The organism is Anaerococcoides asporogena, from assembly GCF_029590275.1.
Classification (GTDB): domain Bacteria; phylum Bacillota; class Clostridia; order Clostridiales; family Clostridiaceae; genus JG1575.
On the sequence record NZ_CP120965.1, the window covers coordinates 2,077,727 to 2,092,656 of the forward strand.

Consider the following 14,930-nt stretch of genomic DNA (forward strand, 5'->3'; position numbering starts at 1 on the left):
GTCTAGTTATTGTGGTTCAAGATCTTCTCAAACACAATATATAGTATTATAATAACACTTGAACGAATAACGGAGGAAACTCATGAAACGATTAAACGATATTCTGAAGAGGCATTTTACCAAGGAACTGGATAAAAACAAGAAAAAAACAGTCTATGATCTGTTTAAATGGGCGAAGCGGGATGTCCTGCTTAAGGACTATAAAACCGGCCGTATCCTGACGGATATGAAAAACCTGGAATTCCCGGATTTCTACTCGCAAAACTCCGTCGACATCATAGCTTCCAAATATTTCCGCAAAGCCGGCGTCAATAACAGCCTGGGCTATGAAAATTCCATGAAAATGGTGGCTGACCGGATGGTCTCCTTCTGGCGCGACGCCCTGGTCGAAGAAGGCATCCTGACCACAGATGAGCAAAAATCTATTTTTTATGATGAACTGGTATACGGCCTGCTCAACCAAATGTACGCTCCCAACTCCCCGCAGTGGTTCAACACCGGGTTGAAGCAGAGCTATGGAATTACGGGCAATCCAAACAATACCTATTACTATGATCCCATTGTGCAGAAGGTAGTGCCATCAGCAGATGCCTACTCCCGCACTCAGGCTTCCGCCTGCTTTATCCTGTCCATCGAGGATAAACTGCTGGGGTCGCACTCAATCTCTGAACAGTATGTATCTGAAACCAAGCTGTTCAAGGGCGGCTCCGGAACCGGCACCAACTTCTCCGCCCTGCGGGCCTCCGGTGAGAAACTTTCCGGCGGCGGTGTATCCTCCGGACTGATGAGCTTTTTGAAGGGGCTGGACCGCAACGCCGGCGCGATCAAATCCGGCGGCACGACTCGCCGGGCTGCTAAAATGGTATGTCTGGATATCGATCATCCCGAAATTGAAACGTTCATCCAGTGGAAAGCGAAAGAAGAGGATAAAGTCCGGGCACTGGCCAAGATGGGCTACGATGGTTCTTTTGAAGGCGAAGCTTATGAAACGGTCTCCGGTCAGAACTCCAACAACTCTCTGCGAATTTCTGATGCATTCATGGAAAAGGTCGTAAATCTGGATAAAAATCCGGATGCAACCATTACCCTCAAGGGCCGGATCGATGATCGGGTCAACCGGGAAATTTCAGTGGATAAGCTTTGGAATGAATTTAATGAAGCTGCCTGGAAGTGCGCCGATCCGGCTCCCCAGTACACCGATACCTTCAATGCCTGGCACACCTGCCCGGCGGGCGAAGACGGCCAGTACATGGCACCGCATAACCGTCTCAATTCCACCAACCCCTGCGGCGAGTATGCCTTCCTTGACGACACCAGCTGCAACCTGGCCTCCATTAACCTGTATCGGTTCTTTGACCGCAACAGCAACACATTTGATGTCGAAGGATTCCTCCACATGGTTTCCCTGGCTCAGCTGCTCCTGGAAGCTTCCATTCAATGGGGTCAGTTCCCGACAGAAGATATCGCCCGCAAGACACATGTCTTCCGGACAACCGGACTCGGAATTGCCAATCTGGCATCCCTGCTGATGGCTTCTGGCATCCCTTATGACTCCGATGAAGCCCGTTCCTATGCTGCGGGAATCATGGGTCTGCTGACCGGCAGAAGCTATGCCGTATCTGCTCTCATGGCTAAGGAGGTAGGACCCTTCGAGGCTTACCAGCTGAACCGCGATTACATGCTCCGGGTTATCAAAAATCACGCCATTGTCGCCGGTGCGGTCAACGAGCCCTTAAGCGGCCTCAATTACGAACCGCTCAAGGTAAATCATGAACTGCTGGCAAGCATCAAGCAGCCGGCATTATCCAAGGCGCTGAAGGAAGAATGGGTCAGCGCGCTGAATCTGGGAACAGAAAACGGCTACCGCAATGCCCAGGTCTCTGTCATCGCCCCGACCGGAACGATTTCCTTCGCGATGGATTGCGCAGCTACCTCCATCGAACCGTTCTTCTCCCATGTGGTATACAAGAAGCTGTCCGGCGGCGGCTATATGACGATTGCCAATCCGGTCATCGAAGAAGCTTTGGGCAATTTGGGCTACCCGGCGGAAGAGACCCAGGCAATTCTTGATTATATCTCCAAGGAAAAGGACGGCATGATTCTGGACGGAAAGATCGAAGGAGCACCTTATCTGAAGGAAGAGCATCTGGCAATCTTTGACACGGCAAATACCTGCGGAACAGGCACCCGGTTTATCCACCACAACGGACATGTCCTCATGGTGGCGGCCCTGACGCCCCTTGTCTCCGGAGCGATCAGCAAAACCGTCAATCTGCCCAAAAATGCCACTGTGGAAGACTTCAAGGAAGTGGCGATCAATGCCTGGCGCAAAGGGGTCAAGGGGATTTCGCTCTATCGCGACGGCTCCAAATTTGCTCAGCCTCTGAACACCCGCCTGGAAGACAATATGACGGAAGCTGAACTGGAAAACCTGATCTACCCAGAACTTCTGCGTTATGCCAAAGAAGCAAAGGATGCCCTTGAGAAGACGGTCTCCAAGCGAAACAAGCCCCTGGGAGTCCGTACCGGTCGCACCCATCCGGCTCAGGTAGAAGATGTTAAAATCTACGTTACGGTAAATCGTGATGCGGAAGGCACTATTTCCGAGATATTCATGACCACGGATCGCGAAGGCACTCTGATCACCGGATTGCTCAATTCCCTGTCCAAGACAATCTCCGTTATGCTCCAGTATCATATCCCGGCTCAGGATATCGCCAAGATGCTCAGAGGTCAGAAATACGAACCCTATGGTTTTGTTTCCAAGCATCCCTACATCAAGCATGTGACTTCCATCTCAGATCTTATTTCCAAGATTATTGATATTGAAATGGGCGATTTCTCCAGATGCCAGGTCAAGCCTGAAGAAAATGAACTGGACAATTTCCATCCCGCCTATAAGCCATTCCCGTTAAGAGGCGTTCAAAAAGATGAGGACTCCGTTGGGGAACCTTCCTACTCTCCGGTATCCACCCAGGCACTGATCAAGGATGCTGAGGAAAACGGTGAAAAGCTGTATGGATCGGTTTGCTCCAACTGCTCTTCGACCCGCATGGTTATGAATGGAACCTGCAAGGTATGTCTGGACTGCGGCACCACTACCGGTTGTTCATAACAGTCCCGCATTTCCGGATTCTGCCCCTGGGTAGATCGGCATAAGGCCGATACTGTCCGGCGGCATCCGGCTGCCAGCATCAAAAATAACACGGACGGCTCATTGAGCCGTCCGTGTTATTTTGAAATGATTGAATCACCCGCGTGGTTACTTCTTCTTGTTGTTCTCTGTCACATCTGGTTTTGAAGCCAGCTTTGCGCGGTTTGGCTTGGCCTTTGGCTTCATAACGATTTGCTTTGTCGTCTTTTTAATCTTCAGCTTGCGGCGCAGATCAAAGAACCATAAAAAAGCAAACAGCGAGAACGTCAAAGGAATCAGATGCCAGAGTGAATTCGGATAATACGCGAGCAGTGCCAGCGCGGCTCCGAACAGGACGATGGATGTTGCCAGCATATACCATTTGTTCATGCTGACTTTCCTCAGGTAATAGATATTGGCGAGATTGAACGCAATCATGACTAAAAATGCATAAAGCACCGTAAGAATCACGTCCAGGATCAGATTGTTTGTAAGTCTCATATGAATTCCTCCCTCACAGACACAAATCTATTTTAATGAAAAGCCGGATCTGTTTCAAGTCTTTTCCTTGAATCACGAGCGATTATCCGGGCGAAGGACTCACCTTCTTAAAAAATCCATGATACAGGCCAATATTTTTATGAGATTCATATCGATGTATAGTTATACGAATTTGATATTTATAATATAAACAGATTAAAAGGGTTTCCAAAAAGGATTAAGGCTACTTATCGAACTTTTTTTAATAGTTTCATAACAAAAGTGAAAAAACCCCTTTACAATTAAATTCAAATGGTTATAATTAAAACGTATCGAGGCAGAAAATTGGCAATATTTCGAGCTTCTACTTCGGATTCATTTATTTATAAAGAAAACCTGGGTAATTTTTTAATCAATAAGGGAGTTGAGGGAACTTTATGGCAGCAAGTGTACAATTGGACGATCTGGATCTGCAGATTCTTGATATTTTGATCAAGGATGCAAGAACACCTTACCTGGAAATCGCCAGAATTTGTCATGTCTCTGGAGGTACAATCCATGTTCGCATGAAGAAAATGGAAGATCTGGGGATTATTAAGGGAACCAAGATTCTTCTTGATATGCCCAAGCTTGGATATGATGTATGCTGTTTCATCGGCGTATATCTGGACAAGACTTCGTCATTCCAGGATGCAGTCAGTGAAATGGGCAAAATCAAAGAGATTGTTGAACTTCACTACACCACAGGAGCTTACACGCTTTTCGCGAAAGTTATCTGCAAAAACATTTCTCACCTGCAGGAACTGCTGCTGAGCAGCATCAACCTGATTCCCGGAGTTCAGAGAACAGATACATTCATTTCCCTGTCTCAGCCAGTCGACCGCAACGTTCGGCTCTAGTCTGCAGCAGGCTGCTGAAGTCCATTGAAATGGATTTTGGCACTTAGGATTCAAACAATCGCCCTTTTGGCCACCCCCTGATTCATCAGGGTCAGAGGCTGAAAGGGCTTTTTGCTTTACCGTGAAGTCAGCACATGAAGTGATCCTTGTCTCGATTCAGCTTTCAATGTCTTTCCGGATGAAATTCCTGAAGGATCAAAATGACCTGAAGTGTTTATTGCCGGAACCAATGTCTTTATGCCGGAACCAATCGTCCAAAAGTAGCCGGTCTTTTCTGTTCGTAAATAGACAGATAGAAAGTTATTATGTCCCAAATATATTTTGGAGAACAAAAAAGAAGATGCCGGGGTCACCCGGCATTTTCGCGACGTTCAAGCTGTTCAATAGTACCAGGGATTTCTTCAGGAAATCCCCTTGGCTTCATGGAGAAGTCGAATCTCCTCTTCAATCATGTGTCTGACCGTTTTATGGATCACCTTTTCCTCTTCCTTGGTCAGCTGATCCAGATAGATCGGCGGGAGGAATTTCATATAAATTGTTTGATTTTCCTGGAGCTTGCCTTCTCCTTCAAAAACGCGATAGGCTCCATCAATCATCACCGGGACAACCGGTGCCTTCGCTTTTTCCGCCAGTTTAAAGCTCCCCTTCTGGAATTCATGGACCTGGCTGGAGCGGGATCTGGTTCCTTCCGGATAAATGACCCCATTGACCCCCTCTTCCCGCATTCTTCTGGCCGCTTCGTTGATGACCTGGACTGCAGCCCTTGGATCCTCCCGATCCAGAAACAGACAGCCCATGTCTGTCATCCACTTGCCAAAGACTGGCCAGCTTTCCAGTTCTTTCTTGGCCACAAAAATGGTGGGTTGATCCATCTGGTTCAAATGAGCCACCACGTCAAACAGACTCTGATGGTTGCCGACAAAAAGGACGGGACCTTGCTTCGGGATGTTTTCCTTGCCTTCCGTAATAACATTGGCTTTGGCCGCTCCAAGGATCGAATCCGTATGATTGCGGATAATGTGGTAAGCTCTTAACCTAAGTTCCTTGACATCCAGTTTTTTCTTCTCCTGATTAAAGGTCAGTTTGCGCAGTGCAAACCCGACAAATGAGGGAGCATATCGTATGAGGGTGGTTACAGTTCCCATTGTTATTCTCCATTACAACTTATTCTGCTTCGATTGTATCATATTCTGCTGAAACGGAACTATTATATCATAGTCTGTTGAGGAGGTGACAACAGTTGAAACACTGGCTGCAATGGAAAATTCAACTTGCCCGCTTACGGCATCGCTTGAGAACAAAACCTCGCTGCCTGCGCTGGATCCTGGCTTTCGTCCTTCCGGTGCTGCTGACCTTGACGCTGCTGTCGGTCTTTGGCCCGCAGCGCTGCTCCTGTCTAATTTCAGGCAATCAAGCCATATACGCCAACCTGCCGATTCTGATGAACCGGGATCCGGTCAAAATTCATGTCATTGATGTGGGGCAAGGCGATTCCACTCTGATTGAGTTTCAGGATCAGCGTATTTTAATTGACTGCGGCCCACCGGAGTGTTCTCTCACTCTCAAACGCTATCTCCAGGACCTGGGGATCCATTCCTTGGATCTCCTGATTCTGACGCATCCTCATGATGATCATCTGGGGGGAGCAAGGATGGTGCTTGACAACTTCGAAGTGAAACAGGTGATGCTGCCGCACGACCTTGCCGGCAACGACCTGTTGGCCGACATCAGGCAGCATTTGGAAGACTGCAGAATCCCGGTAATTCATCCCCATCGGGGCATGAAACTGGAACAGGCTGACTGGTCCATGACCTGCCTCCACCCGCTGCTCAAATCCTACGAAAACCCAAATAACTATTCCAGTGTCTGGCTGATGCAGTATCAGAACATCCGCTGCCTGTTTCTGGCTGATCTGGAAAAAGATGAATTTTCCCAAATCCCCGATATTCGAATTGATTTTCTGAGAGCAGGTCACCATGGCTCAGCCACGTCCTGTACCCCGATCTTATTAAAAAAATTGAATCCCCTGGTGATCGGCATCAGCTGTGGTGTTAATAACCCCTTCGGTCATCCCTCTCCGGAAGTACTGGCAATGATCCGGGAACAGAATCTCTCCTCTTTCCGGACTGATCTCCAGGGAACGAAAGTTTTGTCATCCGATGGGATCTTCCTGCGCTGGGTTCACTGAATCCGCCTTTTCATGTATAATAAAGTCAGAGATTTATTCCGAGTAATGTCGGATTTTTTTAATGTTAGGAGTTGGAAATATGAAAATCAGAACACGGTTTGCCCCCAGTCCCACTGGATACATGCATATCGGAAACCTGAGAACCGCCTTATATGAGTACCTGATCGCCAAGCACGAAGGCGGCGACTTTATTCTCAGAATCGAAGACACGGATCAGGAGCGCTTCGTGGAAGGCTCTGTCGATGTCGTCTTGAATTCGCTGGAAAAGTCGGGTCTGCATTATGATGAAGGTCCGGATAAAGACAAGGGCTATGGCCCGTACATCCAGTCTGAACGTCGCCCAATCTATAAGAAATATGCCGAAGAGCTCGTGGAAAAGGGAGAGGCCTATTACTGCTTCTGCGACAAGGAACGTCTGGATACGCTTCGGGCCCACTCCGAAGCCTTAAAGCGGCCCTTCAAGTATGATAAGCACTGTCTCCACCTGACTAAGGAGGAAATCGCCGAAAAGCTGGCTTCCGGCATGCCGTATGTCATCCGCCAGAACAACCCGACCGAGGGCGAAACGGTGTTTGAGGATGCCATTTATGGCAAAATCACGGTCGACAATCAGGAACTGGAAGACATGGTTCTTCTGAAAAGTGACGGTCTGCCGACCTATAACTTTGCCAACGTCGTCGATGATCACCTGATGGAGATCAGTCATGTCGTGCGCGGATCCGAGTACCTTTCCTCCGCCCCCAAGTACAATCGCCTTTATGAGGCCTTTGGCTGGGACATTCCGATCTATGTCCACTGCCCGCCCATTATGAAAGATGCTCAGAACAAGCTGTCAAAGCGAAGCGGCGACGCCTCCTTCCAGGATCTTTTAGACAAAGGCTATCTGCCGGAAGCGGTTCTCAACTATATTGCGCTGCTGGGATGGAATCCCGGTACAAACGATGAGATTTTCTCGCTGGAGGATCTGATCCGTGTATTTGACTATCATAAAATCAACAAATCCCCCGCCATCTTCGACAACGCCAAGCTGCGCTGGATGAATCAGCAGTATCTCAAGGCGATGGATGCAGAAACATTCCATGCTGTCGTTCTCCCCTGGATCGAACAAGTTACAGCGGGAACTGAGCTGGACACTCGAAAAATCGCAGCCGTGCTGCACGAACGGACAGAAGTTCTGTCGGAAATTCCCGGACAAATTGAGTTCCTGAAAGAACTCCCCGTTTACGATACCGCCATGCACGTCCATAAAAAAATGAAAACCACTCCCGAAATTGCACTGACCTCCCTTCAGAAAGCTCTGCCCGTTCTGGAATTACTTCCAGAGTGGGACTACCAGAGAATTCATGACGCACTGATGGGGCTGGCTCAGGAGATGGGCATTAAGAATGGACAGATGCTCTGGCCGGTTCGAACCGCACTCTCCGGAATGCAGTATACGCCCGGCGGAGCGTTCGAAATCGCGGATATTTTGGGCCGTGAGGAATCTCTCCGGCGCTTGAACATCGGCATCAAGCTTCTGGAGGAGGCCATTCTCTCCGTATAATCCATCGAAAAGGTCATCACTTGATGACCTTTTTGTTTCCTTCCTGTCGGAATATAATAAAATGACTACCTCGAAAGGCGGTGCTCAAATGGAAGATAAAATGATCCGAACAGCTCGCATGAAGCTGGACTCTGCCCAGCGCATCCTGGTCATGTCAGGTGCTGGCCTGTCCACCGAAGCAGGAATTCCCGATTTCCGGTCAAAAAACGGCTTATACAGCCAGAATTTCTTTGGCTACAACCCGGAAACCATTCTGTCCCATGATTTTTATCTCAATCAGACGGAACTTTTTTACGATTACCTCAGAACCAGACTAAACTATACCGGAATCCTTCCGGATGAGTCCTATCGTCTGCTGGCTCATCTGGAAGCCACCGGCAAAGTCCATGCAATCATTACTCAGAACATCGATTCACTTCATTTAGAGGCCGGATCGGAACGGGTAATAGAACTGCATGGAACACTGAAGCGGTATTACTGTGACAAATGTGAAACGCCTTATGATCCGATACAAATGATGACCCCGGGGCAGTCGCCCCATTGTGAATGCGGAGGGCTTATTCGTCCCGATGTGGTTCTGTTTGATGAAAGTGTCCCCCGAATTGGTGATGCCTGGATGACCGCTGATCAATGTGATCTCCTCCTGGTGCTTGGAACTTCCCTGCGGGTCTACCCGGCAGCCTCCCTTCCGACCCTCTTCCTGGAGAAAAAGCTCCCGGTCGTCATCATCAATCGGGATCCTACCCCTTACGCACTGAGCCCTGGTGTTACCGAGATCAATGGTGAAATTGGGAAGACGCTTCGTGAGCTTTTTCCAGATTTCTTCTCCGAATAAATCGATGAAATTTCCTGGCCTTTTACAAAGCTCATTTTCTGACAGGTGTCCCGATCAATTTCCAGGATTGCGTCCCTGCCTAATTCCCAGATTAGTTTTTTGCGAAATGTCTCGTGAATTTCAGTTTGATTTTCAGTTTTGATTTCAAAATTAATTCATGAGTTCCAAAACTTTGTAAAACATAAATACTCGGAGGCACTCTCCCCCGTAAGACAACGAGAATCCCCTGCCGCGGCAGGGGATTCTCGTTGTCTTACTATTAATAATTGCTACGCGCTGATTAATTTGACCAGGGGATAATTGATGCCTTTTTCGTATCCTTCCTGAAAGCGCTGGGATAAGAATTTCGGATCAAAGTTATAAGTATCGGATACACCAAACGGTTCATCAGCTGAAATATAGATGATCCGTTCCCGCTCGGACACCGGAAGTGCCTTGAGGCATTCCAGATACTCATCGCGGCTGCCGTTATACCCAATGATGATGACGCGTTCTCCGGAATGATGGAACACATTGCGAATGAGGGCATTATTTGTCATTCCCCCATCGAGTTGAAAACCATCATAAATGTGGTTTCCCAAATCCTCTTTGAATTTGAGACTCAGGTCCGTTTCGCCGGCATGGCGTCGGAACTCATCCACAGACATCTCCGGGTAATTGTAGGGCAATAAGGAACTCCAGCGAATTCGTTCGAGAGCATAGGAAGAGTCAGCTCCCTTGATATCCTCCGTTATTTCCTTTAGCTTGCCGTCCTTCACCTGACTGTAGTTGACGTAAAAGGCCTCAATTTGATGATTTTGGGTACCAGGGACTTTCCTGAGATCCTCCATCAGGTAGGAGTTATCGATCACTTTTCCGGAAAAAGTCAAATCCTGATACTGGGGAGCCATATTCTTATACAGCCGTTCCAGCTCCGGATAGGCATTGTGCATGACATACCAGCCATTGATGGCACCGATGGAAGTTCCTGCAACGACGGAATACCGAACACCCCTTTGCCAGAAAGCACAAAGGATTCCAGCCTGAAATGCGCCTTTTGCGCCGCCGCCTTTGAGATATAAACCAAATCGCATTGTATCAGCTCACTTTCTCATGATGTTATTATGTTATCACTGATTCCGTCCATTTGGAATGGGAAGAATTAGCTGATTTATAAAACGAGGCATTAATATCCCTTATTAATTAACAGTTTAGATAGTAAGGCGATATTTTTTAAATTAATTAAAAATTCGATGATGAAATTTTTATGACCTTTGATTCGTCATTTCTTTATAAGTTGTCACCTTGTGCCATCGATCTTTCATTTGTCTCATACATTCCAGCATAAACTGCATTTACCGATCAGGCTTCATGGAGAAACCATAAAATAATCCTTGAGTTTATCGTATGTTTTATCCCCAATTCGATTTACATTTTTTAATTCTTCCAGGGTTTTGAAGGGTCCGTTCTGAGTTCTGTAATCCACGATGTTTTTCGCCGTCACCGGGCCAATTCCCGGAACTGTCTGCAACTGATCTTCAGTCGCTGTATTAATGTCGATCTGACTCGTCTTCTCTTCTCCAGCGGCGGAAGTACTTTCCGGGGAAGCGCTCGCTCCTCCAATGGTCATCGCTTCATACTCTTCTTTCTTGATACCGGACGGCGGGATGAATACCACCTCTCCGTCACTGAGCTTTCTGGCCTGATTGACCCAATCCAAAGACCCGGAATGTGAAATTCCGCCAGCCATTCGAATCAGGTCCGAAACCCGGCTTCCTTCGGGTAAATCATAAACCCCCGGCTGTTGAACCTGACCTTTTGCCTCACACACAATCAGGGCACTCCGAGAGCTTTCCCCTTGAGTTTCCCCTGATTCGGCTGTTTTTGAAATCGAAGTGCTGATTTTGGATGAATCAGCGATCGATTCTAAATCCTCAACTTTGGTGGAAACCCGAATTCCTTGAGTCCCGCCGGCAATTCGGCACCCTGAGAGACATACCAGCATCAGTATCATCATCCATGCCACAATAGTCCTGCGCCTCTGTGCTCTGCGCGAACACTGGAGGGTGAATAACATTACTGCCCATCTTACAGCGTCTCTAAACTTGCCGTGGACCCGCTGAGGTCGATCTGGCATTCCTGCCCCGTTCCTGTGGAAGTCAGCGGACGTCACTTCTGACATCTCCGACATGGCACTGCCCTCCCACCGACTCATTCCCGGGATCCTATTCCAACCTCTCATTGCATGCATATCATCTATTTCCTCCGCTCCTGTCGGAAAATTATTAAGTAATCTCCCCTTCCTATTGATCGGTTCCGTAATGCTCTCAAGAATAGGTCCACCCCTGAGAATGGGAAACCGGATCTTTCGTTCCCGTTCAGCTCTTCCTGAACATTTATTCCGCCCTTCTCAACGGATTCGAAATCTCTCTGATGATATTTCCGGATTCATTCTTGATTTAAACATCGCTTTGCCGATCAGGCTGGTCAAATCTACTAAAAAACCATCTTTCTTACCCAAACCCGCCAGACAGGATCACAAGCTGTTCGTTCAGGAATTCCAGTTTGAAATGGAAGAGTGAATCCTTCTGATGTTTCAATAGTTATTTGGGGTGGGATTTGCTATAATTTTAAGAGATGCCTCGCAGGCGACGCACTCAGCCGCAACCGGCGGTAGTAAAGCGCTGAGGATCTTGGAGGTGCTGCCTTATCATTACTATTAAGAATCACTATTATCATAAATTCATTCTGATGCTTCTGGCATTTCTGTTTTTGCTTCAGCCGTTTTCTGCAAGAACAGCCTATGGATTGGATCAAATCCCGGCTGTACCGTCTGTGACTTCCAATTCTGTATTTGTCATGGATGCGCGGACCGGAACTGAACTTTATGCCAAACAGCCTGAGGAACGGATCTCGACGGACGCGATGCTGCCGATGCTCATTGCCATGGTTGTCCTGGACGAGAAGAATCCCGATGATTTTGTGCTCGTCTCACAGGAGGCCCAACAAATGAGCACGAAAATTACAGGACCTTCCGGTGCAGCCGGCTTGAAGTCCGGTGAGCGCCTTTCCGTAAGACAACTGCTCAGCTCCATCCTCCTGGCGAATTCCCAGGATGCAGCAGTGGCTCTTTCATCCATCTTTGAAAATGACGGTCAGTTCATTGAAGCCATCCGTCAGAAAATCACTGATTTAAGCCTTAGTGATACAACTGTGACTACCTATTTGACAGCTTCCGTCACAACGGACTATACGACGACGCGAGACCTGGGAAAAGTTATGCGTGCTTCGCTGGCCTATCCGCTGCTGACACAGTTGAATCGGCAGACCACTTATTCCTTTGTGCCCAGCAATATGGTACCCGAACCGAGAACCATTCAGAATACGAATCAGCAGTTCAACCCCGACTCCGAATTTCATCTTCCTCAGCTTGTCTCAGGCTTTGCCAAGGAAGGCACGTTTGACCAGCCGCTGGACAACAGCTACGTCGGTACTGTACAGACCGAGCAAGGTCAATTTATTGTCGCTCTCGGGCATTCACAAACCAGCGAAGCAGGCTATGTCAATTCGAAGACCTTGTTTGACTGGTGTTTCCAGAACTTTCAGGCAGTCCAGCTGATCAAGAAAGATTCGATCATTTCCAATCTTCCGTTGTCAGACGGAAACATCCTGGATTTAAAAGCGGAAGCAGATGTCTACCATTTGATTCCGAATGGCACAATTACACCGGAATTCTCCCTGAACTTCATCCCAGCGGAGTACCAGGATGAAAACATCAAAGAAAATCAACTGATGGGCAGCGCCGAAGTTGTTGTTTATAACAAAGTCATCGGATCTGTCAATCTGCTCTCGAACCGGTCCGTGAACCCCGATGAGACGACGGATTCACTTCCCCAGGAGAGCCTTCTCGATCAAATTCTTCGCTGGATTCTTCAAATAGGAGTAGTCTTATTCTTCCTAATCATACTGGTTCTTACCATTCGAACATTCAACTTGATGAGACGCTCCAGAAAAAAGCAGGCTCAACTTCGTACTGCCCGCAAACTGCTGGAAGAAGAACAGCTGATCCGAGATGAAAAGCGAAAGAAACTGGCAGAGGAACGAAAACGGCAGGGAGTCATCAATCGCTCCAACTTTTAATCTCTCCTGATCGTTCTGATGCGATCGATCGGCTCTCCTCCGGGATTTCAATTCCTGCAGGAAACTCTTCTGGTTCAAGGATCCTTTTCTATGGTGTACTGTTTATTGGGATCTGATGGATCTTGTTTCGTGGACCTAACCCTTCATGGATCTAATGCTTTTTGGATCGTCCGCAATCCAGTAAGCGTCACACCAGGATCTGATCTTCTAAATCAGCTTTCATTGGAAAAACCCACAAAAAGGAACTTCAGCCGAAGTTCCTTTTTGTGGGTTTAATTACGATGTGATATACCCTTTGTGATTTGCCTTTGTGATATCCCTTTGTGATTTAGCCGTTGTCATGTTGTTCAAGGCTGTCGCGCTTTGTCATGCAGATCCCGGATCCTGGGTTGCCCTGTCGGTTTCGCTGAAGCAGAGAGATTAATCCTGATTCAGGAAATCCAGCGCAAACTGAACATGGAGGGCTGTACCGTACTTCATGTAATCTTCATCAATCTTGAAGCGTTCATGATGTGGGGCGTATATGGCATCGATGGCGGGGTTCTTGAACCCAAGGAACGCAAATGCGCCAGGTGCTTTCTGGAAGTAGTACGGTGCATCCTCAGAGCCCATATAACGGTTTAAATCCTTTTGTTTATCCGGTCCGGCGATTTTTTCGTAGGACTTGCGGGCAATGGCGGCAATTGAAGGGTCATTGTAAAGGCTCAGAGCGCTTTCTTCGATATTAACATCGACTTTCAATTCCCAGGCATCGGCAATCGCTTTGGCATGACGCTTGATGGCTGCATGAGCTATTTCCCTTGATTTCGGATTGAAATAACGCAGGGTGATGTCAAGTTCGGTAAATTTGGCAATAATATTGGCTTTTGTGCCGCCATGAAACTTGCCAACGGACATGACGAGCGGATTTTGCGCATCATTGTTCTTCGTAACAATTCCCTGCATCTCCAGGACAAACTGAGCGGCCGGATAGATCGTATCCTTTGCATTGTGGGGCGTTGATCCATGCCCTGAGATTCCTTCGAATTTAATATAGATGGTGTCGCAGCCAGCCATGCGGTATCCATCCTGTATATTGGCATATCCGGTATCCAGATCACTCATGCCATGAAGTGCGAACGCAGCATCGACCCCGTCCATACCGCCTTCTGCGACAATCTTCTTGGCACCGCTGAAGGTTTCTTCCCCTTCCTGGAAGAAGAAGCGGACTTCACCGGGAATCTCATCCTTCATTTCTGAAAGGATTTTCGCTGCGCCCAAAAGCATTGCTCCATGAGCGTCATGACCGCAGGCATGCATGATTCCATGATTCTTGGATTTAAACTCAACATCTGCTTCTTCAATGATGGGAAGGGCATCAATGTCACCGCGCAGGGCAACTGTTTTGCCAGGTTTTCCGCCCTTGAGGGTTGCGATCAATGAAGCTGATCCAACTTTGCGGTAAGGAATTCCAAGCTGATCCAATTCTTCCATAATGCTCTTTTGAGTTTCAAATTCTTTTCCGCTCAGTTCAGGATTTTCATGAAGCTTTCTTCTGAATGAAATGATATAATCCTCAATTCCTTTTACCTTGTCAAGAATTTCCATCAAATAATCACCATTCCTTTTGTTTTTCTTAAGTTTTGTTTATAAACAGGCTGTGTTTATGATGTTTTAATTATATCACAACGTCTTTGCCTTGTAGTCTGTTCGCTTGTCAAAAATATAGTTATGAAAAACGAACAGCTCAAAAT

General features: G+C 47.5%; 11 protein-coding genes. 6 read left to right on the top strand and 5 right to left on the bottom strand.

Annotated features, from left to right (window positions below; genetic code table 11):
- The first annotated feature begins 82 nt into the window (after positions 1-82).
- Positions 83-3,115, top strand: coding sequence for a vitamin B12-dependent ribonucleotide reductase (locus P6M73_RS09635; RefSeq protein ID WP_277852845.1), 3,033 nt, complete (start codon positions 83-85; stop codon positions 3,113-3,115).
- A 147-nt stretch (positions 3,116-3,262) separates the two neighbouring features.
- Here P6M73_RS09635 and P6M73_RS09640 read toward each other — a convergent pair whose 3' ends face one another.
- The gene (locus P6M73_RS09640; protein ID WP_277852846.1) at positions 3,263-3,634 is read right to left on the bottom strand and encodes a hypothetical protein; all 372 of its coding nucleotides are present in this window, start codon (positions 3,632-3,634) and stop codon (positions 3,263-3,265) included.
- Positions 3,635-4,050: 416 nt separating this feature from the next.
- On the opposite strand from P6M73_RS09640, the gene P6M73_RS09645 reads away from it, so the two are divergent.
- The gene (locus P6M73_RS09645) at positions 4,051-4,512 is read left to right on the top strand and encodes an Lrp/AsnC ligand binding domain-containing protein (protein ID WP_277852847.1); all 462 of its coding nucleotides are present in this window, start codon (positions 4,051-4,053) and stop codon (positions 4,510-4,512) included.
- 401 nt (positions 4,513-4,913) lie between these two features.
- Here the strand turns inward: P6M73_RS09645 and P6M73_RS09650 are convergent, their stop codons facing one another.
- A complete protein-coding gene (locus tag P6M73_RS09650; RefSeq protein WP_277852848.1) occupies positions 4,914-5,657 on the bottom strand; it encodes a lysophospholipid acyltransferase family protein in 744 nt (247 codons plus the stop codon).
- Between the two features lie 95 nt (positions 5,658-5,752).
- On the opposite strand from P6M73_RS09650, the gene P6M73_RS09655 reads away from it, so the two are divergent.
- The 3 genes from P6M73_RS09655 (at position 5,753) to P6M73_RS09665 (ending at position 9,078) form a co-directional block, all read left to right on the top strand.
- Complete coding sequence (locus P6M73_RS09655) at positions 5,753-6,700, top strand: ComEC/Rec2 family competence protein (RefSeq protein ID WP_277852849.1); 948 nt, start codon at positions 5,753-5,755, stop codon at positions 6,698-6,700.
- 79 nt (positions 6,701-6,779) lie between these two features.
- The gene (gene gltX, locus P6M73_RS09660) at positions 6,780-8,243 is read left to right on the top strand and encodes a glutamate--tRNA ligase (protein WP_489666442.1); all 1,464 of its coding nucleotides are present in this window, start codon (positions 6,780-6,782) and stop codon (positions 8,241-8,243) included.
- 88 nt (positions 8,244-8,331) lie between these two features.
- Positions 8,332-9,078: an NAD-dependent protein deacylase gene (locus P6M73_RS09665; RefSeq protein WP_277852851.1), complete on the top strand. Its 747-nt coding sequence runs from the start codon at positions 8,332-8,334 to the stop codon at positions 9,076-9,078.
- A 269-nt stretch (positions 9,079-9,347) separates the two neighbouring features.
- Here the strand turns inward: P6M73_RS09665 and P6M73_RS09670 are convergent, their stop codons facing one another.
- Positions 9,348-10,151: a patatin-like phospholipase family protein gene (locus tag P6M73_RS09670; protein ID WP_277852852.1), complete on the bottom strand. Its 804-nt coding sequence runs from the start codon at positions 10,149-10,151 to the stop codon at positions 9,348-9,350.
- A 275-nt stretch (positions 10,152-10,426) separates the two neighbouring features.
- The gene (locus P6M73_RS09675) at positions 10,427-11,248 is read right to left on the bottom strand and encodes a ComEA family DNA-binding protein (RefSeq protein ID WP_277852853.1); all 822 of its coding nucleotides are present in this window, start codon (positions 11,246-11,248) and stop codon (positions 10,427-10,429) included.
- Positions 11,249-11,865: 617 nt separating this feature from the next.
- Here P6M73_RS09675 and P6M73_RS09680 point away from each other — a divergent pair.
- Positions 11,866-13,197, top strand: coding sequence for a D-alanyl-D-alanine carboxypeptidase family protein (locus P6M73_RS09680; protein ID WP_277852854.1), 1,332 nt, complete (start codon positions 11,866-11,868; stop codon positions 13,195-13,197).
- A 420-nt stretch (positions 13,198-13,617) separates the two neighbouring features.
- Here the strand turns inward: P6M73_RS09680 and P6M73_RS09685 are convergent, their stop codons facing one another.
- On the bottom strand, positions 13,618-14,784 hold the full coding sequence (locus P6M73_RS09685) for an amidohydrolase (RefSeq protein WP_277852855.1): 1,167 nt from the start codon (positions 14,782-14,784) through the stop codon (positions 13,618-13,620).
- Positions 14,785-14,930 lie beyond the last annotated feature (146 nt).

Bases quoted from the DNA above. Each gene is read 5' to 3' on its own strand.
- P6M73_RS09635 (WP_277852845.1), top strand. From the start codon at position 83: ATGAAACGATTAAACGATATTCTGAAGAGGCATTTTACCAAGGAACTG.
- P6M73_RS09640 (WP_277852846.1), bottom strand. From the start codon at position 3,634: ATGAGACTTACAAACAATCTGATCCTGGACGTGATTCTTACGGTGCTT.
- P6M73_RS09645 (WP_277852847.1), top strand. From the start codon at position 4,051: ATGGCAGCAAGTGTACAATTGGACGATCTGGATCTGCAGATTCTTGAT.
- P6M73_RS09650 (WP_277852848.1), bottom strand. From the start codon at position 5,657: ATGGGAACTGTAACCACCCTCATACGATATGCTCCCTCATTTGTCGGG.
- gltX (WP_489666442.1), top strand. From the start codon at position 6,780: ATGAAAATCAGAACACGGTTTGCCCCCAGTCCCACTGGATACATGCAT.
- P6M73_RS09665 (WP_277852851.1), top strand. From the start codon at position 8,332: ATGGAAGATAAAATGATCCGAACAGCTCGCATGAAGCTGGACTCTGCC.
- P6M73_RS09670 (WP_277852852.1), bottom strand. From the start codon at position 10,151: ATGCGATTTGGTTTATATCTCAAAGGCGGCGGCGCAAAAGGCGCATTT.
- P6M73_RS09675 (WP_277852853.1), bottom strand. From the start codon at position 11,248: ATGTCGGAGATGTCAGAAGTGACGTCCGCTGACTTCCACAGGAACGGG.
- P6M73_RS09685 (WP_277852855.1), bottom strand. From the start codon at position 14,784: ATGGAAATTCTTGACAAGGTAAAAGGAATTGAGGATTATATCATTTCA.